At 51.0% G+C, this 24164-nt stretch carries 18 protein-coding genes and 1 riboswitch; of the genes, 5 read left to right on the top strand and 13 right to left on the bottom strand.

Annotated elements, in window-relative coordinates:
* Positions 1–57: 57 nt before the first annotated feature.
* Positions 58–2295, top strand: coding sequence for an FG-GAP-like repeat-containing protein (locus ACTJJS_RS06440; RefSeq protein WP_440662921.1), 2238 nt, complete (start codon positions 58–60; stop codon positions 2293–2295).
* A gap of 79 nt (positions 2296–2374) precedes the next feature.
* Here the strand turns inward: ACTJJS_RS06440 and ACTJJS_RS06435 are convergent, their stop codons facing one another.
* From ACTJJS_RS06435 to ACTJJS_RS06400, 8 genes are all read right to left on the bottom strand, one after another.
* Positions 2375–3544, bottom strand: a complete 1170-nt coding sequence (locus ACTJJS_RS06435) for a PKD domain-containing protein (RefSeq protein ID WP_440662920.1) — start codon at positions 3542–3544, stop codon at positions 2375–2377.
* Between the two features lie 20 nt (positions 3545–3564).
* The gene (locus tag ACTJJS_RS06430; RefSeq protein WP_168868783.1) at positions 3565–4716 is read right to left on the bottom strand and encodes a YncE family protein; all 1152 of its coding nucleotides are present in this window, start codon (positions 4714–4716) and stop codon (positions 3565–3567) included.
* Positions 4717–4719: 3 nt separating this feature from the next.
* A complete protein-coding gene (locus ACTJJS_RS06425; protein ID WP_440662919.1) occupies positions 4720–6735 on the bottom strand; it encodes a TonB-dependent receptor in 2016 nt (671 codons plus the stop codon).
* A gap of 124 nt (positions 6736–6859) precedes the next feature.
* A riboswitch (cobalamin riboswitch) is annotated at positions 6860–7063 on the bottom strand.
* Positions 7064–7080: 17 nt separating this feature from the next.
* Entirely contained in the window at positions 7081–7713 is a 633-nt protein-coding gene (locus tag ACTJJS_RS06420; RefSeq protein WP_168868785.1) for a response regulator, read from the bottom strand.
* Positions 7714–7841: 128 nt separating this feature from the next.
* A complete protein-coding gene (locus ACTJJS_RS06415) occupies positions 7842–9062 on the bottom strand; it encodes a lanthionine synthetase C family protein (protein ID WP_440662918.1) in 1221 nt (406 codons plus the stop codon).
* 132 nt (positions 9063–9194) lie between these two features.
* A complete protein-coding gene (locus ACTJJS_RS06410) occupies positions 9195–9353 on the bottom strand; it encodes a hypothetical protein (RefSeq protein WP_168868787.1) in 159 nt (52 codons plus the stop codon).
* Between the two features lie 31 nt (positions 9354–9384).
* Positions 9385–9558, bottom strand: a complete 174-nt coding sequence (locus ACTJJS_RS06405) for a hypothetical protein (RefSeq protein WP_168868788.1) — start codon at positions 9556–9558, stop codon at positions 9385–9387.
* Positions 9559–9576: 18 nt separating this feature from the next.
* A complete protein-coding gene (locus ACTJJS_RS06400) occupies positions 9577–9732 on the bottom strand; it encodes a class I lanthipeptide (protein ID WP_168868789.1) in 156 nt (51 codons plus the stop codon).
* A 273-nt stretch (positions 9733–10005) separates the two neighbouring features.
* Between ACTJJS_RS06400 and ACTJJS_RS06395 the strand changes: the two genes are divergently transcribed.
* Together ACTJJS_RS06395 and ACTJJS_RS06390 are read left to right on the top strand one after the other, a co-directional pair.
* The gene (locus ACTJJS_RS06395) at positions 10006–13152 is read left to right on the top strand and encodes a lantibiotic dehydratase (RefSeq protein WP_440662917.1); all 3147 of its coding nucleotides are present in this window, start codon (positions 10006–10008) and stop codon (positions 13150–13152) included.
* A complete protein-coding gene (locus tag ACTJJS_RS06390; RefSeq protein ID WP_262888710.1) occupies positions 13136–13267 on the top strand; it encodes a hypothetical protein in 132 nt (43 codons plus the stop codon). The genes ACTJJS_RS06395 and ACTJJS_RS06390 overlap by 17 nt, the downstream gene beginning before the upstream one ends.
* Positions 13268–13310: 43 nt before the next feature.
* Here ACTJJS_RS06390 and ACTJJS_RS06385 read toward each other — a convergent pair whose 3' ends face one another.
* Complete coding sequence (locus ACTJJS_RS06385; protein WP_440662916.1) at positions 13311–13946, bottom strand: 4'-phosphopantetheinyl transferase family protein; 636 nt, start codon at positions 13944–13946, stop codon at positions 13311–13313.
* 142 nt (positions 13947–14088) lie between these two features.
* Between ACTJJS_RS06385 and ACTJJS_RS06380 the strand changes: the two genes are divergently transcribed.
* Positions 14089–14493: a VOC family protein gene (locus ACTJJS_RS06380; RefSeq protein ID WP_440662915.1), complete on the top strand. Its 405-nt coding sequence runs from the start codon at positions 14089–14091 to the stop codon at positions 14491–14493.
* 100 nt (positions 14494–14593) lie between these two features.
* Positions 14594–15589 carry a S1C family serine protease gene (locus ACTJJS_RS06375; RefSeq protein WP_168868793.1) on the top strand — a complete coding sequence of 332 codons (996 nt, stop codon included), beginning with the start codon at positions 14594–14596 and terminating at the stop codon, positions 15587–15589.
* 133 nt (positions 15590–15722) lie between these two features.
* Here the strand turns inward: ACTJJS_RS06375 and ACTJJS_RS06370 are convergent, their stop codons facing one another.
* The 4 genes from ACTJJS_RS06370 to ACTJJS_RS06355 are packed head-to-tail and all read right to left on the bottom strand — an operon-like array spanning position 15723 to position 24101.
* Positions 15723–17165 (bottom strand): alpha-L-fucosidase, encoded by a 1443-nt coding sequence (locus tag ACTJJS_RS06370; protein WP_440662914.1) that lies wholly within the window; start codon positions 17163–17165, stop codon positions 15723–15725.
* A 12-nt stretch (positions 17166–17177) separates the two neighbouring features.
* Positions 17178–19238 carry a glycoside hydrolase family 2 TIM barrel-domain containing protein gene (locus tag ACTJJS_RS06365; RefSeq protein ID WP_440662913.1) on the bottom strand — a complete coding sequence of 687 codons (2061 nt, stop codon included), beginning with the start codon at positions 19236–19238 and terminating at the stop codon, positions 17178–17180.
* A gap of 6 nt (positions 19239–19244) precedes the next feature.
* Positions 19245–20831: a RagB/SusD family nutrient uptake outer membrane protein gene (locus ACTJJS_RS06360; RefSeq protein ID WP_440662912.1), complete on the bottom strand. Its 1587-nt coding sequence runs from the start codon at positions 20829–20831 to the stop codon at positions 19245–19247.
* 18 nt (positions 20832–20849) lie between these two features.
* Positions 20850–24101: a TonB-dependent receptor gene (locus ACTJJS_RS06355; RefSeq protein WP_440662911.1), complete on the bottom strand. Its 3252-nt coding sequence runs from the start codon at positions 24099–24101 to the stop codon at positions 20850–20852.
* Positions 24102–24164: the final 63 nt, after the last annotated feature.

The following is a 24164-nucleotide window of genomic DNA, read 5'->3' as shown; positions in this document are numbered from 1 at the left end:
ATATTTTGGCAAGCATATCTTAACCGAATTAATTGTTGTTCTTCAAACCCTTATTTTATGAAAAAACTATTTGAAAAAACCTGTCCTGCCATCCAGTTGCTGATGGCCTTCCTCCTCTTTTCCTGCACTAAACCCGAAAAAAAACTATCCCCCCTCGACGCAGGCGAAAAAACAATGGGGGCTTTACTGTTACAGGGTACGCCCATCAACAACCTGTTATTTGAAAGCAAAATCATGCAGGAGAGACAGGGTAACTTTACCGGGTACAATTTTCTTACAGGTGATGTAACGGGCGACGGACGGGCCGATCTCATCGCTGTTACGCCACAATTTGGCCGCGCCGTTGTATGGGAAAATAAAGGTTATGTTTTCGGTGCTCCTGTAGCCTGGATGGAGAACCAGGGCAATTATAGCGGATATAATTTTATGGTGTCTGATATGTCTGGTGACGGGAAAGCCGATCTGATAGCTGTTGAGCCACAGCTAGGGAAAGCGGTGATCTGGAGAAGCAGTGGCAGTGGTTTTCCATCAGTGGCTCCCCTAATGCAGAACCAGGGCAATCTTAGCAGCTATACATTCCTGACGGCCGATATGACCGGTGATGGAAAAGCCGATCTGCTGGCCGTTACGCCGGCCACCGGCCGCACCATTATCTGGCCCAGTACAGGTAACGGGATGGGAGCTGCCGCGGTATGGACAGACAACCAGGGTAACTATACCGGTTATACGTTTTTGGCCGCTGATATGACCGGAGACGGAAAGAGCGATCTGGTAGCAGTCATACCCCAACCTGGCCGGGCAGTCATATGGAACAGCACCGGCAGCAGTTTGGGGACGGCCGCTTCATGGATGGAGAACCAGGGCAACTACACCGGCTATAATTTTATGGCGGCCGATATGACCGGCGATGGCCGGAGCGACCTGGTGGCCGTTACACCACAATATGGTCGCGCCGTGATGTGGAACAGCACTGGCAGTAGTTTCGGCGTTGCTGCCGCCATGATGGAAGGCCAGGGCAATTACTCCGGCCACACCTTTTGCCTGGGAGAATTTAACGGCACTGATTTCTCCGGTGATAAACGATATGACCTGCTGGCTGTAAAAGATACCACCGGCCAGGCCACCTTATGGTCCTACAATCATGCGGTATGGAAAGTCGATTCTACTGCCATTAAACCTGCGGAGTTGCAGCATCTCGGTGGTAATGCGTGGAACAATGATGACATCCAGCAACCTTACCTCGTATACATGCCGGAGCAAAATAAACTATTGATGCAACTGCTCTCCTTCCCTGCTGTGCCCAACGGTGTTAACAGCAGTCAGCGGGTGCTGGTGTCCAGTACAGACCAGGGCGCAAGCTGGAGCGGCAGGTCACAGTTCCCGATAGGCAAGCCGATAGGTTTGACCTATGCTGGTAATGGCGTATTATATTCTTTTGAAGAAGATTTTAACCACCTGTTCTATAAAAGCACCAATTACGGTGTCTCCTGGGTCTCCACCGGTACTCCTCCGACATCAACCACGTCCATCTATGCCTGGAACCCGGTACTGGTAACCAACAATGGCGGGACACAGCAAATAACCGAAACCGGATATAGTCAGAACAATACCCCTTTTGGGCAGAATGTTAATTATTTTTCACAGCCCTTTATCCGGTCTTCCACCGACCAGGGTGCTACTTGGAGCGTACCCAGGGCTGTCACTAACTGGAAAGGCTACAATGAAGTCAGCCTCGTGGTTGCCGGCAATGGCGACTGGGTAGCCGCGTTAAGGAAAGATACGGACCCGTCACAGTTTAATTATAACGATCACCAGGTAAACTACGATAACTATAGTGGGTTGGCCGTTTCAATTTCAAAAGACCAGGGGGCTACCTGGTCCAATCCTCAGGTACTGTTTTCGTATGGCAGGCACCATGCCTCAGTCATATTGTTGAACGATCAGCACACTTTACTGATGACATATGCGGTCCGTGTTGGTGGTGCACGATGTGGAACAGATGACAATTTCTGCAACTCGCCTGATGGTTATCCCTATTATGGCATCGAAGCCGTAGTAAGCACAGACAATGGAGCAACCTGGAATATTGATAAAAGATATGTTATTTCAAGATGGAAGGGCAATCTCCCTTTAACCAACCCCTACTACTTCTTCCGTTCCTGTCAGTCTACGTCCACCATACAGCTGCCGGACGGTACGTTACTTACCGCCTATGGCACCGGACGATACCGGACAACCTCTTCTAACGGAGGATGGTTCATGGATACAGACGTAGTGAAATGGAAATTATGGTAGTAATTCAACCATATTCCAAAACAGAAGGCGTCTCAAAAATAATTGAGACGCCTTCTTCAATATTTATTTAAAAAATTGATTATAAATTAAGATCAGTCACGCCTGTGACCTCAGTGGAAATTTCACCGAGCCAGCCACCTTCTGCACGCAGACCGGTATACACCCGGATAAAGTCCACGCCTGGCAGCCGAACAGCATTGCCATTCTTGTCCACCGCCCAGCTGATTTTGATGCGCGCGTCCGGATTACTGTTGGCCCAGTTGTCAGCATAACCGAAAGGGAACGCCATGCTTACATAGAAGCTGCCTTTTCCGGACTGGTCTTTCACACCTTCATCAGTAAGGCGTGTACCCGTAAACGTGATACTGTCGCCTTTCCACTGCGGGTAATAAGGCTGCGCGTGGAACTGGTTACGGGAGAGATAACCGGATTTGCCCTGATTGTCTTTCCAGCGGATATAAGTGGTATCAGTGAGATAAGCGTAGTCTTTATTAGGAGTCTTCGTTTTATTCTCGTCCGGTTTGTAATAAGTGATGCTATAGTTGTGGATGGTTTTAGGGCTCTTGTATTCAGAACCGGCAATTTCATACCATTGATCATCCGGCAATCCGTTGCCATTGGCATCATAAGCCACTTCGATGATACCCGCTTCAGACCAGTTGGCAAAAGCATTGCCCAGCACGGTAAAACTGAAAGAGTCCGGAACGTTCACAATAGTATGGTCAAATCCCATTACCACATAACCGCCGAAGCCGCCAAGGTGTATCATGGTACCGTTCTTCAGCGATTCTTCTGCCTTAGCCGTCATCTTAGCCTGGTCATCGCCGGCCTCCCATTTTGGCAGGTCATGCACAAACTGGCCGGGTGCCGGGAAGTAGTCAAACACACGGGCAACTCCATTCACATACTTGCCGGCAGTCACTTTAACGGGAACGTTTACACGCTCTTCGCCAACACTGTTTTTGGCAACGAAAGTGAGGGTGTAATCGCCTTCTTTGGGGAAAGCATACACCAGCTCCTTTGTGGTAGCGATCGTGTCATTGCCCAGTTTCCACAGGAAGGAAGTGGAGGCGCTTTCATTCTTTACGGTGGCGGATACACGCACCAGTTTCATGTTGGCGGTCGTTACGCCGCCCGGCGGGACGTTGACAGACACGTCCGGCTTCGTGGAAGGCGTATCGTCAGATTTGGAACAGCTGCCGGCCAGGAGTACCGCCAGTACAGTGACAGGTAAAAGTTTATATTTCATAATGGTTGAGTTTTATAGTTTTATAGTTTTTTAGGAAGGAAGACAAAGTGTGCAGGGATATCACCGGTAATCACTGACCATCGCTTTTTACCTGTTTTATCGAAACAATACAATGTGCCGGGAGACACATAATCACGGGCATCAGTTACATAAATATCCCGGGTTTCAGGATCTACCATGATACCATAAGGCATTTTGATGTTCTTCTCTGTGCCGTCAGTAATAAAATTGCCCGGCAGCAATGTTTCCGTTTTCACATTCACCATGGCATAGTTGATTTTCCAGGAAGCGGTATTATAGCTGTACTCGGAGCCATACAGGTAAGCGGTATCCCCTGCAATGCAAAGATTGCTGGCCGCAATGGCGATACGCTTTTTTACCTCGTCGGTTTTGGTGTCCACCACATACAGGGCAGAGGGCCGGTTATAGTAGTCTCCCCTGCTGGTCACATACAAATCGCCATCGCTGTCAGCTTTCAGCCGGTGCAGGTTAATATCCACATGGATTTTTTTTATCTCTTTAAAGGTGGCCAGATCTATCACGGATATGGTGCTGTCATAGTCCGGCGGACGGTAGCCACCGGAATTGGCCACATACAGCTTGTTGCCTATTACGGCCATTTCTTCAGGCTGGTAGCCGACTTCCACCTTGCGGGTAATTTCCAGGGTGGCGGTATCCACTTCGGCCACAATACCCAGCGGCGAACGCGGGTCTATTACTACAGGGCCTGCGTATGAACTGATATAGGCTTTCCCGTTAGCAAACGCCATGTAACGGCAGTTAAGCAGATCTACCTGCTTTATACGCTTTGCAGTAGCAGCTTCCAGCACCTCTACCTTGTTGGACACGTTGATGACGGCGTACAACTTACTGCCGTATATTTTGATATCGTTGCCCACATCGCCCAGTTCTTTCACCACGTTAGGGTTCACGGTGGCGTAGATGTTTTTATTGTACGTTCCCGTCGTGAAGTCGTAGAAATCGAGGGTACATTTGTTGCTGCCCATGTTTCCTTCGTTGAGAAGATAAAACCCTTTGTAGGTGGCGTGCGTTACCGGTGTGTCCACAGGTGTTACTACCGGAGGCACGATATAGTCGCCGTTACGGCAACCGGCCATGGCCAGCATGGTCATTACTACAACTATTCTGATAAAACGTAGTTGTTTAATCATCTTTTAAATATTTACAGAGAGAATAAATTTGTAGTTTCTTCCCGGCATCGGGTAGTTGATCACCACGTCATAGTATTGGTTCATCAGGTTATTCACCTGTGCGGTAAGCCGGAAGCGGGTTTTATTGACAGTACGTGTATACGCCAGCGCGAGGTCGCTGGTATACCAGGGCAGCGTGTAGTTGGCCGGTATATTGGCTTTCGCATTGTACCGTTCGCCGGTGTAGATAAAGCTGTAGTTCAGGTCCCAGGCCTTGTACAGGCCGCCTATGATCAGCGAACCGCTGTGCCGGGGAACGTAGGCTATCTGATCTCCGTAGAACGAGTCTGATTTATCAGTATAATCACGCGCTTCCTGGAAGGTATAAGTGGCCCTGGTAGTCACTTGCAGGTCATGCAGCAACTGCCATGCTGCCTTTGCCTTAACGTCCACGCCTTTGATCTTCACAAAGCCGAGGTTCATCATGGTCCAGCGGAACTGGCTGGAGCCAGGCACCGCCACGATTTTGTCGGTCACTTCATTGTAGTAGGCATCTGCTTCTACGCCCAGTTCCTGCAATATGCTTCCGTGGAAGGACTGGTTCCAGGTGAGGCCTGTATTGTATTGCGTGGTGAATTCCGGTTTCAGGTTGGAGTTGCCTATTTCCGTGTAATAGAGATCATTAAACGTGGGCATTCTGAAAATGCGCTTGTAGAAGCTCCTCCAGGTGACGGGTATTTTCGCTACCGGCTGCCACGATACAAAAACCGCCGGTGTCAGCTCCTGCCGGAAAGGCGAGGCTGCATTGCGTTTTACCTGTTCGTTCATGTTGGTGTTCAGCAGACTGGCCTGCGCGCTGAAACGCTGGAAGTTGACGGACGTGGCCAATGCCACCAGGGTGGTGAAGCGCTGCGGATAGGAGAAGCCTTTGAGGTCCGCGTCCAGTTTGTTCCATTGAAAATCCCCTGACAGTCCTACGTTCCACCAGTTGGTCACCGCAAACTGATTGGCGACCGACAGGTATACTTCCTGCTGATAGTAGCGGTTCTCCGCAAAGTAGGCAGTATCCGGGGCGAGGTAATGCGTATAGTCGTAGGCGTATTTACCGTTGAACATCAGGCTGTACCTGGGCGAGATGTCTTTGCGCCAGGATGACTGTGCAAAGAAGTTCCGGTCCCATTGGCGGTCCACATGTACAAACAGGTTGTTGGCCATATAGCCGGGCAGGCCGCGTTCTGAATCGTAAAAGTAGATTTTGGAGTTCCATTCACCACCGTTCATGACACCGTGCAGGCTGCCTTCGAGGCGGAAAGCGTTGATATCGCCGTTTTTGCGGATGGCCGTGGTATCATATCCCGCGGCAGGGTTTTGTTTGTCGGTTTTCCGGTAGCGGAATTTATACTGGCCATTGGCGTTGGTCCACTCACCGCTGAAAGTGGCCGACACGCGGCTGCTGATTTTCTCCTGCCATAGCACGGAAGGGTTGACGAGGCCAAAGGAGCCGGTCTTAAACGTTCCTCTCAGGTGTCTTCTTTCGCCTTCTTCGAAACGGGGCTTTAGGGTGGTGAGATAGATGGAGCCTGAGGAGCCATAGTCTTTTGCCGGTTGGAAGATGCTGCTTTTCTGGCCGTTGTAGAGCGCTATTTCCTCCATGTTGTCCAGCGAGAATTTGCCCAGGTCCACCACGCCGTTTTGTGCGTTGCCCAGTTCGATGCCGTCATAGAACACGCCGGTGTGGTTGGTGCCCATGCTGCGTATGTCCACTGTTTTCAGGCCGCCGATGCCACCGTAGTCTTTTATCTGGATACCCGAAAAAAAGCGCAGCGCATCCGCTACAGACTGGGAGTTCAGTCTTTGCAGCTCCGCCCCTTTCAGTTGTTGCCCGGGGGCGATTTCTTTACCGCCCCTGGGGGCAATGACAGATATTTCCCGCAGGTCTTTGGTCCGGGTGCTGTCAGTTTGCTGTTGCGCCATCAGGGACACAACAGGGCATCCTGCGAGCACCATGTACAAGGTGGTCCTCAGTAATGGGATACGCATGTTAATTCACCGTTTTGATAATTCATCCAACGGCCTTCGTAACAGGAAATAAAATCAAGGTGGATAACAGCAGGGTATCAGTCCTGCATCATGACTCATTTCCAAGCCTCATTCCACGAAGGCTTAAAAAAACTGATGCATGGCAGGTATTCTGACTTATCTCTGCTCCGGGCGGCCTTCCCATTGAATGTTCAACAGTGGCCGGATGGTTGCCCGGGCGTTTATGGAGACTTACAGCAGCGGGACTGTCCCGGATTTACACCGGTGTTCCCTTTTAATTACCCCACACCGCAATGGAGGGGGGTAAACCATTGCGGTGCGAAGGTAGTGCTTTAATTTATTTCTTCAAAAAGTTGTCAGGAGCTTATGGTCGATCGCGCATTTAATGAGCATAGCGGTATTGCGGGCTTTCAGTTTGCCCAGCAGGTTGCGGCGATGACTGTCTACCGTATCGCTGCTGATAAACAGTTTTTCCGCAATTTCATGGTTCGTATGCCCGTTGGCGATGAGCCACAGCACTTCTTTTTCCCTTTTGGTGATATGTAGTTCCCGGGTACGGGCGGCGCCGGCAGTGGTTTCCAGTTCGGCGGCCAGTACGGCGGAGAGGTAAGTGTGACCGCTATAGACATCGTGAATGGCTTTTAGCAGCTCCTCTTTATCGGCATTTTTCATCAGGCAGCCGCTCGCGCCGCTGTCCATCATATCCTGGATGCCGCGGCCGTCTTTATGATAGCTCAGTCCGAGCACCATCGTATCAGGATGGTTCTTTTTGATCAGGTGGCATAATTCCGCCCCGGCAATGTCGGGCAGCATGGTGTCGAGTAATACCACGTCTGTCTGGTGGTGCAGCAGGAAATTGAGGCAAGACTCCCCTGTTCTTGTTTCCCCTGTCAGTTCTATATCCTTTTCATAACTGAGTAAAGCGCGAAGTCCCTCTAATATCAATGGATGATCATCCACAAAATATAATCTGATCATGGTTTTTCATATTTGCTGTAACGTTGGCATGCTTAGGCATGGTATCTCCCGGGAGAACCGTTCTGTTTAGATTTCATTTACTACCCGTAATATATAAAAAAAAGAAAAAGAAAGCTATCATGAAAAGTTTACGGGATCAGCAGGCTGTTATTCCATCCGGGTGTTATGTCCGGCTGGAGGAAGCCTAATACTGACAGTCCCACGCCGGCAATACCTTCGAGTACGTTGTAACTGTTATGGTAATCGGGATGATGATAAAACTTATACCCGGCAGGCCCATCCTTCCAGGTGTTCATACTGAGTGTTGTTTGCAACCACTTTTCAGCGGCTTTTTCCAGGACGGGATCTCCGGTGGCGATAGCGGCCTGTTGCAGTATATGTGCAATCCCCGCGCTGCCGTGACAGATGCAGGCATCATGCACAGCGCCGTTCCGGGTATCCCGATGCCGGGCGATATCATGCAGGATGGTCAGCGCAGCTTCGTTGTAATCTGCCCGTTGCAGGCGTTTTCCGGCCCCCAATAGAGCGACAGCAATGCCGAGGTCTCCATAACACCACCCAAGGCGGCTGTGTTTATCACCCACCGCTTCACCGGAGGCATCTGCCAATACCGGGTAGAGTGATTCCCCTCCCCCACCATGGCTTTTTTTATGGGACATCAGCCAGCTGATGCTTCCTTCCATCAAACGGCGCACTTTCTCGCGGGCAATGCCTTTTTCGTATATCCGTCCGAGTATAGCGATAATAGCGGGCACTCCATGGGCGAGGCCCAGGTTGTACAAATCGCGGTGCTGGTACTGTTCACTCTGCGAAGAGAACACGTCTTTCCAGGTAATGCCTGTCGGGAACCGGTGCGCCGATTGTTCGAGATAATCCACCAGGCGTTCCAACACCGGCGTGGCCACCGCAGCCGGCCGCTCCAGAAAATACAATGCCGTACCCACGCCTTCGTGTAGAAAATCGTTTTTGCCAGCGGACAAAGATTCTTCCATAAAAGCAGCTACCATCAGGTCTATTTCCCCGAAAGCATCTTCCACCTCATCGTCTTCTATATATCCCATCTGTGCCAGATGTTGAATACACCAGGCCACACCGGCCACGCCACCACAGAAAGATCCGTTCAGCGGCAGTTCCGATAAAGCCTCTATACTTTTTTGTACAACAAACAAAGCCTTTTCCAGATGCTCATCGCGGGAAGTATGCTGATAATAATAGGCATAAAATAAAGCACAGCCGGTATATCCTCCCAAAAGCCCGGCATTGTTGTCGTTGGCAGTAAAGTCATCCAGTTCCCGGCTGATATTTTCCAGCACGGCAGTCATGTCGTCTTTGTAATCCATGTAATCCATCGTTCCTGAGATATAATGTTCCCGGGCCTATAGCTCCGGGCTGAGAATGTTGTGAACAGCGATTTTATGCATACCCTAAAACATAATAGCCCCGGGCTTTAACCCGGGGCAACTGTAATCCGTGAATTCCGTTTAATACAAGCAGGAGTCTACACTGCAGATCGGCGCACCAGTGCTTATGCACTTGCGGGAGCCAGCCAGGTTTTCTGCACCGGCAGTCTGCACGTTTTTGCTAAGGTCAGATACCCTGATCTTGCCTAAGCTGAGTTTTTTTTCAGTTTGCTTTTTCATTAGTATCGTTTTTAAATACAAATGTTTTTGTTTAGAACCGGCAGGAATCAACACTGCATACAGGCGCGCCCTGGCTCAGGCAGGAGAGCGGGTGGGAAACGCAGGCAGCAGAGCGGTTATCGGCTTCGTTGGTCTGCATGTTCCGGCTCAGGTCAGATACTTTGATCTTACCCAGGCTAAGCTTTTTTTCAGCTTGTTTTTTCATCTGCTATCTATTTAGTGATTAACAACTTTTAGTTGACGGAGGAGTACATTTGGCCATCAGGCTGCATCCTGTGTAAGTAGGCGCTTTGATATCGTTATTACCCGCTTGGGAAGCATTCAGTTTTGCTACTTTAATCTTGTTGAGCGCCAGCTTTTTTTCAAATGTTTTTCTCATAAAACAATTTTTATAGGTTTAAATAAAAGAAGAGTGATTGATAAACAGATAACGGATTTTGGACAGAATCTCTACTTTGAGGGTGATTAAATCAGGTTTTCTACGGATTACAGGATACTGTTAAATGTAAGCAGAAACCATGAAACCATAGCTCACGGAAAAACGTGATTTTTAAAATTTTATTTGTTTAAACATGAAATTTACCGGTTTTACGGGATAGCCTTACGTACCTGTTTCTGTTACCTTCAGTGGCCTAAGCGCGCACCGAAAACCATGATCAAGGCTGAAAATTTTTACGTTGTCAGAACACCGCTGTTACCGGTAGACACCACCGGCAATCTGGCCCACCCACATCTGGCCCAACATATCCGGCAACTACTGCAAATACCTTTTTTCCGCGAAGCTATCTACATCGCCTCACCGGAGCTGTTCCAGGAACTGGAGAAATGGGAACAGGGATACGAGGATGATAAATTATTGTATGCGCTCTATCGTTACTTCCTGCGCATGAGCAGCCGCTGCACACCCTATGGGCTGTTTGCCGGCTGCGCTACAGGTGCAGTAAGCGAACAATCAGGCATACGGCTTCATCATTACCGGCAACATATTAAACAAAGCCGGCTTGACATGAACTATGTGGCAGAACTGGTCAAAGCCTTTACCGCCATCCCCGAAGTCAGGGAACAGCTTCTCTTCTACCCCAACAACTCTTTATATAAATCAGGTAGCCGTTACCGTTATGCGGCCTACCAGCTCACCAATAAATTCCGCCACTATTTCCTGACTGCTGTTAATGCCAGCGACTACCTCGACGCAGTACTGCACAGGGCCGCCCAGGGCGCTACGCTGAAGGATATACGCAACAGCCTCGTTGATGAAGCAGCCGGTATCACCGAAGCGGACGCCGACGATTTTACGGAAGAGCTGCTGCAAAGCCAGCTGCTGGTCAGTGAACTGGAACCAACCGTCACCGGCGAACAGTTTTTCAAACGTTTCCTCGAACGGGCAGCCACCTTGCAACATACCGGCGACTGGCCTGCCGTGCTCCATCAGATACAATCACTGTTGCAAGACCAGCAAAGCAGCATCGATGCATACCGCCACGTACATTCGCTGGTAAAATCGCTGGTGCCCGATACCAGCGTCAAAGACCTCATTCAGACCGACCTCTTTGTCGCAACGGTGCAAAACACGCTCAGTCAACACGTCATCGACGATATCACGGCCCAGGTGGAACAACTGCGCAAACTCATACGCCACCGGCCCCATACCGACCTGGAAAATTTCTGCCAGGCTTTCAGCCGGCGGTATGAGGAACAGGAAATACCGCTCAGCCTCGCCCTCGACCCCGAAGCGGGCATCGGCTACGGCCACCACCTCGGGCATCATACAGACCATACGCCGCTGGCCGATGACATCGCTGTAGCAGCAGCCAGTACACCGGCCACAAGGCCCGTAAACAAGCTGCAACAGTTTCAGCAACAACAACTCTATCAGTGCCTGCGAAACAACAGCACCGAAATACTGCTCACCGATGCAGACCTTGACGCTATACAGGAAAAAGAGCCATCCCCGATGCCTTACAGCATGTACCTGATGGGCAGCCTGCTGGGCGCCAGCGCCGCAGCTATAGATGCCGGCGATTACCTCTTTGAGATGAACGGATGCGCCGGCCCTTCCGCCGCCAATCTGCTGGGACGTTTCTGTCATGGTGATGAACACCTCGCCACACAGCTAAAAGCCTGCCTCGACCGCGAAGCGGCACAGGAACCGGATAAAATTTTTGCGGAAGTGGTACACCTGCCGGAAGCCCGCACCGGCAATATTTTAATGCGCCCCCAGCTGCGCGATTATGAAATCGTATATCTCGCCAACTCACAGGTGGCCGAAGACCACCAGCTGCCGTTGTCAGACCTGATGATCAGCGTACAACAAGGCCGTGTGGTGCTGCGCTCCCGCAAACTGAACAAGATCATCGTGCCCCGCATGAGCACCGCCCATAACTACCGCAACGGCCTGCCCGTGTATAAATTCCTCTGTGAACTGCCACTACAGGACTTTTCCGGCAATATCGGCTGGGACTGGCAACTGCCGGGTGGTGAAACTTTCCTTCCGCGCGTGCGCTATCGTAACATCATCCTCAGCAAATGCACCTGGACGCTGGATAAAAAAGACTTTCCCGATCTCGACAGCAGCAAGTCGTCCCTCGCTATTTTCCAGCCTTTCAAAACACGGTGGCAACTACCCTCCCATGTGGTGATCGTGGAAGGTGACAATGAACTGCTGATAGACACTACCCAGGAAGCCGCACTGCAGCTGCTTTTACGACAGCTGCGCAAAAGCGGCACCCTTACCATCCAGGAATTTCTCGGCACATCCGAAAACTGCTGGATAGAAGGTCCCGATGGCCGGCATACCAATCAGTTTATCATCCCTGTGCATGACGCTGCCGCTATTCCAAAAGATACAACGGCAACGGACACACGTCCGGCGGCTGCATCCTCCCCGCAGCGGCAGTTTATGCCGGGCAGCGAATGGCTGTACCTGAAAGTATACTGCGGCACCCGCACCGCGGAAGATTTCCTGAAAGAAACGCTGCATCCGCTGGCGCAACAACTCACGGACGCATCGCTCATCGATAAATGGTTCTTTATCCGTTACACTGATCCGGACCATCACCTGCGTATCCGGTTTCATCACGGCACACAGCCTGACTTCTGGCAGACAGTACTAAAGCGGTTCTACGCAGCCGTACAGGATTTTTCCGGCAAAGCATTGGTATACCGCATACAAACGGACACGTATGAACGGGAAATGGAACGCTACGGCGAAACCACCATGGCGCTCAGTGAAAGCATCTTCTGTTATGACAGCGAGGCGGTCGTGCAAATGACCGGGCTGCTGGACGAAGAACAGGGAGAAGACTACCGCTGGCAACTGGCCCTGCGGGGCACAGACATGCTGCTACAGGATTTCGGGTATTCACCGGATGAAAAAACCGCTTTCATGGAAAGAATACAACAAGCTTTCTTCCGGGAGTTTGGCGGGGAAAAAGCACTGTTACATCAGCTCAACGATAAGTACCGCAAGGAGATGCGGAAAATACAAAGTATACTGAACCCACATGATGATGAGCGCAACGGCGTAGAGGAGGCCGTGGCCCTTTTCCGGCAGCGCTCAGAAAAAATACGGCAACTACTGCATCAGCATGGACCACTCCCCGAAAAAGCAGCGCTGCTGCCCAGCTACATACATATGTTCCTCAACCGCCTGTTCCTCGCCAATCAACGTAAACAGGAACTGGTGCTCTATCACTTCCTGAGCAAGTATTACGCTTCCCAGTCCGCCATCCGGAAACAACAAACTACCACCGGCTCTATTCATCACATAAAATCGATACAGTATGAAAAAGAAAAATGAGAAAAAAATGAAACTGACCACTATCAAAGTGGCCAGGCTGACTGCTACACACGAAAAGAACGCTTTTGGCGTCACCCGTCCCACCACAACAGTGATTCGGACGTTTGACTGCTAATCATCCAAAGTTGCGTTACTATCCGTAACGCAACTTTTTATCTTCAGAAAGTAATTTTTTCAATGGAAATAAATGCAGGGGTTGTTTCTGTTGCCAGATGGCCGGCATAGCTCTCCTGCAGGGTCAGTGGCGTCAGCGTCCAGGTGAAGCCCTGCAACTCCACCGCACTGTCAGAGAGAATATGTATGGCAGGCAGCTCCACAATGCCTATCCCATTAGCTTTGGCCACCGCTTCCTTCATGGTCCAGTACCGGTAAAACTGCCAAACCGGATCGGGCGCAGTCACTACCTGCCGCCATTCGTTTTCCGCAAACTGTTCCCGGAAATCACTGAAATCGATCCCCCCGTTTTGTTCTATATCGATGCCTACCCGCCCGCTGGTATCCACTGCGCATACCACCATATTACCGGAATGGGAGATATTGAAATCCGGCCCGTCGCTCCAGTACGGCCTGCCGGCCGATGTATACAGCACTTCCTCCAGGTCCGGCTGCCGGCCTGTCTGGGAGAATGCGTGCAACAACAGGTGTTTGCCTAAAAGAGAGGCATGTGCGTCCTCCCATCGATGAAAACGCAGCACCTTGCGCCGTGCCTGTTCCGGCAATACGGCCAACAACCGCTCAAAACGATGCTCTGGCAGCGGTGTGTCAAAAACGGAATAATAAATCGAGACAGCCATAAACGGAAGATATATTTTTTCCCTGATTTGATGATATGAAATTCCCGGGGCTGAAGCCCTGGGACGTAATATCCCCCAAAATTGTCGCAACGCCCCCCGGCGCAATCCTGCTGCATGCTGTAGTTTTGTAAAAAACCAGTGTATGTCACAGATCAACGTGTACCTCAATTTTGATGGCAAATGCGCGGAAGCCATGAAGTTTTACCAGTCCTGTCTGGGTGGCGAGCTGACTTTGCAGACCGTAAAAGACTCTCCTATGGCCAACGACTGGCCTGCCTATAAGCAGGACCATGTACTGCATGCGAGCATTACCAAAGGACCGCTGCTGCTACTGGCTTCCGATATGGGTGAAAATCCGGCGGGCAACAATATCAGTATCAGTCTCACCTGCGACACAGGCGAGCAACTGGAAGAAGCTTTTGAAAAGTTGTCTGTCGGCGGAGAACGGACCCGGCCGGTGCATGACTTTTTCGCGGGTAAAATTGCGGCACTGAAAGACAAATACGGCTTCTACTGGATTCTCTATTCCCACAACGGCCAGCAGTAAAGTTGACAGTAGTCCTGCCTATTCTGGCAGCAACACCGGCCACGCTTTGCCAAAAAGGCGGAATTATATTCTGGAAACATATTTGAGCGTTTGTTCCATTATGGAAAATGCACTCAACTTCTTAACATATCATCCGGTAAACGATGCCGGTTTACTGGATGCATATTCTCAAACGGTTACCGGTGTAGTAGGCACGGTCGCCGAATCCGTTGTACATATTGAAGTACAGCGCCCTGTCAACGATAGGCGCCATCCGGAAAGAAAAACGCAGGGCGGCTCGGGATCGGGCTTCATCATTTCTTCTGACGGCTTTATTATCACCAATAACCACGTGATAGAAAAGGCAGAAAGCATCCGCGTTTCTTTCGTTGACGGCAGGAAAGTCAATGCAGAAATAAAGGGCGCCGACCCCTCTACGGATATTGCCGTGCTCAAGATCGATGAAACCGGGCTGAAAGCATTGTCTTTCGCGGATTCAGCTGCGTTACAGGTAGGCCAGATCGCTATCGCCATCGGTAATCCCATGGGCCTGCAATACACCGTTACCGCCGGCGTGGTGAGTGCGTTGGGCCGCACGCTCCGCGCCAGCAACGGCAGGCTTATCGACAACGTCATTCAAACCGATGCGGCACTCAACCCGGGCAACAGCGGCGGACCGCTGGTCAACTCCCTCGGACAGATCATCGGTGTTAACACCGCCATGATCCCTGCGGCACAGGGACTGTGTTTCGCTATCTCCTCCAACCTCGCAGCACAGATAGCCGGCCAGCTTATCCTGCATGGAAGAGTAAGACGCGCCCTGCTCGGCATCGCGGCCCAGCCGGTGAAACTCACAGCCCGCATGATCGCGGCCAATAAACTCACCACTCAAAGCGGCGTTTATATCGTTGAAACAGTCCCCGATGGCAACTATGACAATAGCCAGCTACACGCCGGCGATATCATCGTGGCCTTCGATAATGTTCCCGTGGCCAGCGTTGATGATATGCACCAGCTGCTCACCGAAAAACAAATCGGCCGTAAAGTACCGCTGGACGTGCTCCGCGGAGGACATAAGGTAACGATTACGGTTACACCGGGACCTAATGACATTTAGGGATTATTTGATTTACGATTTTTTGATTTCATAATCTGATAAAAAAGGGAGACCTAAGCGGTTACATTCGCTTAGGTCTCCCTTTTTTATCATTCGCGATTTTGATCCACAAAATCAAAAAATCCCTGAATGTCTAGGTTTTGGCTTTCTCAAAATTGCCTTTGTCTTTATTCTCTCCTGTAACTGTTTTCAGTAAGATGACCACCGGCGAATCTGTTGTTTTGCCGGGAAGATGCAGGAAATATTCGTTCCGGCCAATCCACTCCGGTGTAAGCGTGGTATTGCCCTGCACCATGGACGCTCCTGTGAGTTCGGTGCGTGCCGGCAGTTTCACCCGCAGACTACCGGAAACGGGTATATTAAATACTACCATGTATACGCTGTCTGTTCCTGCCTTACGGATATAATATCCCCAGTCCTGTTTCTCAAAACCAGCGTAGGTGCCGTTGTAAACAGCCTCTCCGTTTACTTTCATCCACTGCCCGATACCGACGGCCAGCTGCTGCTCTTCGGCACGGAAAGTGCCGTCTGCTTTAGGGCCGAAGTTGAGCACAAAATTGCCGTTAAGCGACACGCTCTTCACCAGCATCTCCAGTATTTCATTGACGGTTTTCACATGGCCCGTCCATTTGGCGTGGTAGCCCCATTGGTTTTCCGGCACCGTCATCACTGCTTCCCAGTCGTTGCCATGCACATCTTCGATGGTAGCCGGCAGTTTTCTTTCCCATCCCTGTTCGTAGTCGCCCATCAGGCGGCCGTTAGAATCAAAATGGCGGGCGCCTTTTTCATCGGCGCGCAGGCGGCTGCCCATCACCAGCCCGGGATGCAGCGATTGCAGATACTGTTCCAGCTCATCGCTGAAAGCGCCATCGTTTTTCCAGGAATCGTCCCAGGTACCGTCAAACCAAAAGCCTTTGATGGTAGGATACCGCTGCAACAGTTCCGCCAGCTGGTTTTTAACGAACAGCTGGAAACGTTTACCGGCAGCAGAATCGGCGGCATTCTTCAGCGATGCGCGATAATCCGGATGGTTCCAGTCGATGATGGAAAAATACAGGTGTACATCAATGCCTGCCTTGTTATACGCGTCGATCATCGGTCCCAGCAGGTCCTTTTTCCAGGGCGTGGCAGCGATGGTGTATTTGGAATACTTGCTGGGCCACAGACAAAAACCATCATGGTGCTTCGTGGTGATGATCATGTATTTGGCGCCCATGCTTTTGGCCTGTGCGGCCCACTGCTGCGGATTAAAATTCACCGGGTTGAACTGACGATATAATTTATCATACTCCTCATGCGGCATCTCTTTCCAGGAACGTATCCATTCGGCGGCGCCGTTGTAGGTCTTACCGTTCCATTCCCCTCCCGGGATAGCGTACAGCCCCCAGTGAATAAATTGTCCAAAGCGGAGCGACCGCCAGCGGGCCATGTCAGCATCGGTACGGTTGCCGATGCGATGCGCGCCATGTTGCAGCGCAATGGTATCTTTCTTCGGCAGCTGGACCTGCGCGGTGGCCTGTAGCAGGAAGGTGCAGCAGGCGGCCGTCAGTATGCCGGTAATCATTTTCTTCTTCATGATGATACTATTTTATTCCGATGCCTGTAGCTGCCAGGTGATCGTGTCTGTCAATATCTTCCCGTGCTGCACACCGGTGGCAATGATAGTATTAGCGCCGGGTTGCAGGACAACGTCATCAAAGAGAATATCTCTCTTATTAGCGCCCTGCCTGCCGGTCAACGGTTTTCCATTATTCACGGAAAGCGTGATTTTTTCCATATTGCTGAACACCTCCACCTGTACCTTTGCATGCTTGCGGATGTTGTTGCGGCGTTCTGCAATATAAATCATCGGCTCAGGGTTCCAGTTGGCCTTGTACCAAAAGAAGGCATCCTTTTTCTGTTTACGGTCATAGGTGATCAAACCTTTCAGGTTGCGGGCATTCACGCCTCCCCTGTTCCACATGGGAACGGCAAACTCAAACGTGTTCCACAAATAGGAAGCGGCAATGTAGGGATGCTGCTCAATAACAGCCCATTGTTTGACGTGTGTGGCCGTCTGATAGGTTTCAGGGAAAAACTGTCCGTTTACCGGGTTAAAGTCGGTGGACAGGCTATCAGTATGTTGATGAATGTTTCCGTCTGCACCATATTCTGTCAGCATCAGTTTATAATCGGGATACTTTTGCTCCAGACCTTTCACCCAGCCTTCAATATCTTCTATTCTGCCTTCGTACCAGCCGTAGTAGCGGTTCATGCCCTGTATATCCGCGGCCAGGTTGGCCGGACGGTCCATTTCACCATAACCGCTGACAGCGGTCGTATACCGGTCCGGGTCTTCTGTTTTGGCCAGATCGTTCAACTGACGCGTGAGTACGGCCACATGTTCATCAGGTGTTTTGGCGTATACTTCGTTATGCAGTCCCCATACATAAATAGCCGGATGGTTGAAGTTCTGGCGGATTAGCTCCGTCAACTGCTGTTTGGCATTATCCCCTTCTTTACCGGAGGAGTTATTGACAAAAGGTATTTCCGCCCATATTACAAAGCCCATGCTGTCGCACTGGGAATACAGGTATTCGGCCTGCTGGTAATGCGCGAAACGGATGGTGGTAGCGCCTATTTCTTTGATCAGGTCGAGGTCTGCTTTATGTTGTGCATTGGAAAGGGCGTTACCATAATCCTGCCATTCCTGGTGACGGGTAACGCCATGCATCACATATGGCTGGCCGTTCAGGAAAAATCCCTTGCCAGGGACTACCTCAAAACGACGAATGCCCAGTGGCTGGGTAACCGCATCCAGTATTTTTCCATCAGCCATCACCGTGGTGGTAAGCGAGTACAAGTAAGGATCTTTCTGTCCGTTCCACAAATGCGGCCGGTCCACCTGCAGGTCCTGGCGGATGATATTGATCCCCTGCGGGCTGACATTCACCTTTTTACTGTTGGCGGCCACCTGTTTGCCCTGGCGGTCTTTGATCACCGTCTGCACGGTAATGTCTTTGTGGTGCAGCTGTTTGTTTTCGATCTTGGCCGTTACGCTGATGGCGGCCTTTTGCGCGTTTACATCGCTTTGACGGATATAAATGCCTGGCGACGCATAGTCTGTTGTGGTAATATTGATATCGTTGGTAACGATGAGACTTACCGGCCTGTAGATGCCGCCGAAGATACCGAACAGGAAATGATTGATGGGCAGTACGTCCTCACGCGCGCTGTTGTTCGCTTTCACGACGAAAGTATTCTCTTCGCCGTATTTCACCGAGTGGGTGATCTCATAACAGAAAGCGGAATAGGAACCTTTATGCTCGCCGATCAACCGGTTGTTGACATACAGACTGGCAACAGACCCAACGCCTTCAAAACGCAGGAACAACCGTTTGCCTCTCCATTGCGGGCTTACCGTAAATGTTTTGCGGTAGCAGGCTTCGCCGGCATAGAAGTTTTTGCCTTCCTGCATGTCCCTGTTATTCCACGTATGCGGCACCGTTATATTTGTCCAGCCGGTGTCCGGCTGGTTTTTGTCGGTGGTCAGCGCTCCTTTGCGAAAAGACCAGCCATCATTGAAAGGCAGTATGCTGCGGCCTTCCTGTGCGTATCCCCGTAAAAACAGGGATACACACAGCATACCGGCCAGTGAAAATTTCTTCATAAAAAATTATTTCTGATAGCCGTCGTTCTGCGTCAGCACCGCATCTTTGTTCACATCGATCTCTGACTGCGGGATGGGCAGGTGTATATTAAAATCGGCGATGGTAGGCGCCACTTTCGGATTGTATTTGCGGACGCGGTCCACCAGTTTTTTAGTGCGTATCAGTGTGAGCCTTCTCAGTTCTTCTGCTGTCAGTTCACGGGCCCTTTCATCGAGCAGGTAGTCCATGGTCACTTCCGCAGGTTGTACCGGCGTAGCTTTGGCACGGCCGCGGATTACGTTGATGCTGGCCGCTGCATCGGCATTACGGCCTTGCAGCAGCTGTGCTTCTGCCATCAGCAGGTATGTTTCACCCAGGCGCATTTGTATGCGGTCTTTGTAGGATTGCGCCCCCTGGATGTCCTGCGGCTGGAACTCGTACCATTTTGTCGTATGTGCGTACATGTTCTGAATAGTGTCAAAGCCGGTAGGGAACACCTGTTGACCGTATTTCGCAAAAGCCGGATCGTTGTAATAGTACGTACGACGGATATTGTAAGGTGAATTACGCATATCGGTTTTCTCGTACAGTTCGTACGTCCACCAGTTGGTAGGCCTGATTCTGCCGATACCGCGGCCACCGAGGGAATCACATACTTTCATGCCCTGCACGTTCACATAGAAAGGTCCCCATTCGCGGCGACGCTGGTCAAATTCGGTGCTACCGCCACCGGGGATATTATACTGCTGCTCAATCACCCATATCGCTTCTGTATTGCCCTGGCTGCGTCGCATATTGCCGTAGGTGAACATGTCCGCGAAAGGATCGCCGGGCATCGATGCTTTGATACCGTACCGAGCGGTGATGAGGGTAAAGAACTTACTGTCAATTACCCGTTTGGCGGCAGCTTCCGCCTCAGCAGGTTTGTTGGCACGCAGCAGCGCTTCTGCCAGCAGCTGTGACGCGGCGAATTTATTGATACGGCCCTGTTTCTTTACGCTGGCCGGATCAGGCAGGTTAGCTTCTGCAAAAGTGAGATCGCTAATAATGAAATCTATCACTTCCGCTTCAGAAGCTCGGGTATAATCCGTACGTGGCACCGTTACCGGCTCTTTGATAATGGGCACGCCACCAAAGAGGATAGACAGCTGGTTATAGGCATATGCCCGGAAGAAGCTGGCTTCTGCTTTGTAAAAGGCGCGCTGCTGGTCGGTGAGCGTAGCCTTTGGATTAGCGGCATTGACGATGATATTGTTCGCTGCGTTGATCACGCGGTAGTTCCAGTTCCAGATGGTAGACAGGGAGCCGGTCTGTGAGTTGAGGTTGCGGTAATCTTCGTAGGGCGCCTGCACTGCGTTGGGCTGACCGGTAATGGCCATGTCTGTGCCTACATAGAAAGTGGCCAGCAGCCCCTGGATGTTGCCATAGTCATTACGCACGATGCTCTGCATGCCGGTGCTGGCCGCTTCAAAGCCCAGTTCGTCCACCAGCGTGTTGTCTGGCGCGTACTTGGATTTCAGTTCTTCATCGAGAAAGTGTTTGCTGCAGGATGTTCCGCCGGTGATCACCAGGCCTGCCAGCAAAATGCCATATATATAAGATGATTTCTTCATTGTCTTACCTGTTTAAAATTACAGACTGATGTTAACGCCAAATACGATAGTGGCTGTCAGCGGATAAAAGTCGGAGCTCTGAGATCCGCCTCCCTGGCCGTTGTTCAGACGGGTAGCGCTGGAGGTGGCTGAGGTAGGCGCTGTTTCCGGGTCCCAGCCAACCCATTTGGTAAAGGTGCCCAGGTTCCGGCCACTGAGGTACATCATCAGGTTACCGATTTTATAGCGTTCCAGCTTTTTCTTATCGAAAGTATAGCTGAAGGTGACGTCTTTAATGCGGATAAAGGAAGCATCGTTGGCATACTTATACCCTTTAGGGTTGTTATAGATCAGTGACGGGTTGGTGTTGATCTTGTTTTCTGACGTCCAGTAGGGTATTTCAGCGGGCAGGTTTACCGTCCCGCCCTGGTCGCGGTTATCCAGGATATAATTGGAACGGAGCACGCCATGTACGTCCTGGATAAAAATATTCAGCGAGAAGTTTTTATAGGTAAACGTATTGGTGAGGCCGGCGATGTATTTGGGTAATTGAGAGCCCAGGTAAGAGCGGTCGGCCGCATCTATTTTACCGTTACCGTCCATGTCTTTGAACTTGATGTAGCCGGCTTTTGCGCCAGGGTCTATCTTCATATCCTCGCCTTCCTGCCAGATACCAATCATGGTATAATCGTATATGCCTAACAGTGATTTACCAATGAACAGGTTGTTGCCGATGTCATCTTTATTATCTCCATAAAGTGATACCACTTTGTTTTTGTTGAAGGAGATATTGAAAGATGTCTGCCATGTGAAATTATCCGATTGGACGTTACGGCTGTTGAGTAATATTTCAATGCCTTTGTTGGCTGTTTTGCCGATGTTGTCGAACACGGAAGTATAACCGCTGACAGCTGGTATCTTCCGGCTCAGCAGCAGATCGTAGGTATTGGTGCTGTAAGCCTCGATGGTACCGCTTAAGCGGCTGTTCCACAGGGAGAAGTCGATGCCCACGTTGAAGCCTTTGGTGGTTTCCCATTTGAGGTTAGGGTTGCCAAGGGTGTCGGGCACTACACCGATGGTAGTTACACCGTCATAGATGTATTGCGCGGTATTCATTCTTGTCAGCGTCTGATAGGCGCCGATGGCCTGGTTACCGGATTTGCCGTAGGAAGCACGCAGTTTCAGCTGGGAGATCACCGGTGCGGTGGCCGCCATGAATTTTTCGTTGTGCACGTTCCACCCTACCGCTACGGAAGGGAATACACCGTATTTGTTGTTTTTGCCAAAGCCGGAGAATCCATCGCGACGGATAGTGGCAGTCACGAGGTAGCGACTGTCGTAGGTATAGTTGGCGCGGAACATCTGTGACAGCAGGCTGCCGCTGGAATAGCGGGATTCTGTTTTCTGTACCTGGCCGGCAGCGAGATTGTTGAAATCGAGGTTATCGTTGATGAACGAATTGGCTTTGAGCCTGGTGGAGAACAGTTCATCGCGCTGTGCACTGTACAGGGCGGTGAAGTCCAGACCGTGTTTATTGAAACTGGTAGCGTAGGACAGCAGGTTCTCCACGATCCACTGTTTGTTCTCTTCGTTGTACACTTCTGCGGAGCCCAGCTGGTCGCCGGCTTTGCGGCCAAAGTAATCCGCCGTGCGGGACGGCCGGTAGCCGTAAGAGCCGTTGACGCGGTATTTGAGGCCTTTCACGAAATCAGGTGCCACTTCCGCGTAACCGCTGACCGCCATGTTTTTGTTGCGGTTCAGGCCAGGGTTGTAGGTGTTCACCAACGGGCTTTGGTACAGCGTCTGTGGCGCAATCGGATACACCTCATAATCACCTTTGGCGTTGTAGAGCGTACCGTAAGGGCTCAGGGAATTGGCATCGAAAAGCGTGGCTTTGCCGCCGTCGCTGTTATTGTTGACGAGGAACATGTTCAGGCCTGTTTTCAGCCAGGAAGTAACATTCGCGTCTATATTGGCGCGGATGCTGCTACGGTTGAACTGGAACCCTTTAATAGTGCCTTCCTGTTTGAGATAGGTGCCGGACACATAGTATTTTACGTTGTCGGTGCCCCCGGATAGGCTCAGCTCATGGCTCTGGATATAGCCCTGCTGGCCGATTTCCTTTTGCCAGTTTACTTCCGGCACTCCGTTGGCGTAGTTCGTTTGTTCGGAGAGGTAAGGCAGGTCAGGCGCAGTAGGACGGCCAGCCTGAATATTGTACCAGTGGTTCTTGGTACGGTATTGTTCCCCGTTCATGTTCTTCATTACATTCGATTGAAATTCCGGGCCGGCATAAGCGTTATAGGAGATCACAGGTTTACCGGACTTCCCTCTTTTGGTAGTGATCATGATCACGCCGTTAGCGCCGCGGGCGCCATAGATGGCCGTAGCAGAAACATCTTTCAGCACATCGATGGCAGCGATATCGTTCGGGTTGATGTCGTTGTAGGTACCGCCGAAAGGCACGCCGTCCAGCACGATCAACGGGGCGTTGCTGGCGTTGATGGATTTCATGCCACGGAGATAAAATGCAGGCGAGCTACCTGGTTTGCTGGTATTGTTCACAATGTTGATACCAGCGGCAGAGCCCTGTACTGCCTGCAGTACGTTGGTCACAGGCAGATTTTTAAGACGTTCGGTAGGTACGGAAGAAATAGAACCGGTGACATCACTTCTTTTTTTGGTGCCATATCCTACTACCACCACTTCGTTCTGTTGTTCCACCGCCATTTTCATGGTGATATTAAGCGTAGCGCTGGCGGAAACCGTTACTTCCTGTGGCACCATGCCCAGGTAGGAAAACTGCAATACCACCGGGCCATCGGCAGGCACGCGCAGGGCGAAGCTGCCGTCAGTGCCGGTAGAGACGCCCTGTGCAGTGCCTTTCACCCTGACAGACACGCCGGGCAGGGGGTTACCGCTTTCGTCGGTAACCTTGCCTTTGATGTCCAGCGGCGCCACCGCCTCCATCGTGATGGAAGCCGTAGCGTGGTTGGTTGTTTTAGGAGAAATGAAAATGGATTTGTTTTCAATCACATACTTCAGCGGCTGGTCTCTTAATACCAGGTCAAGAAATTCCGCTACCGGCATATTCTCTGCCGAGATAGTGACCGGGCGCGCCTTCTGCAGCACGTCCCTGCTGGCAACGATGGTGTAACCCGATTGTTGACGGATGACACCGAAAATTTTTTCCACCGGCACATTCCGGCCGGACCAGGTGATCAGCTGGGCATACCCGGCGGCACTGGCTTGCAACATCACAGCGGTAAGAAAGAAAAAAGTCAGCTTCATGACTAACAGCATTTTGGTTGGCAACCATTGACGGACACGGCTTCCCATTGGTACAGGGGCATA

The sequence above is a fragment of the Chitinophaga sp. 22308 genome (assembly GCF_052045305.1).
GTDB classification, from domain to species: Bacteria; Bacteroidota; Bacteroidia; order Chitinophagales; family Chitinophagaceae; genus Chitinophaga; species Chitinophaga varians_A.
This window is presented reverse-complemented; position numbering and strand designations above follow the sequence as displayed.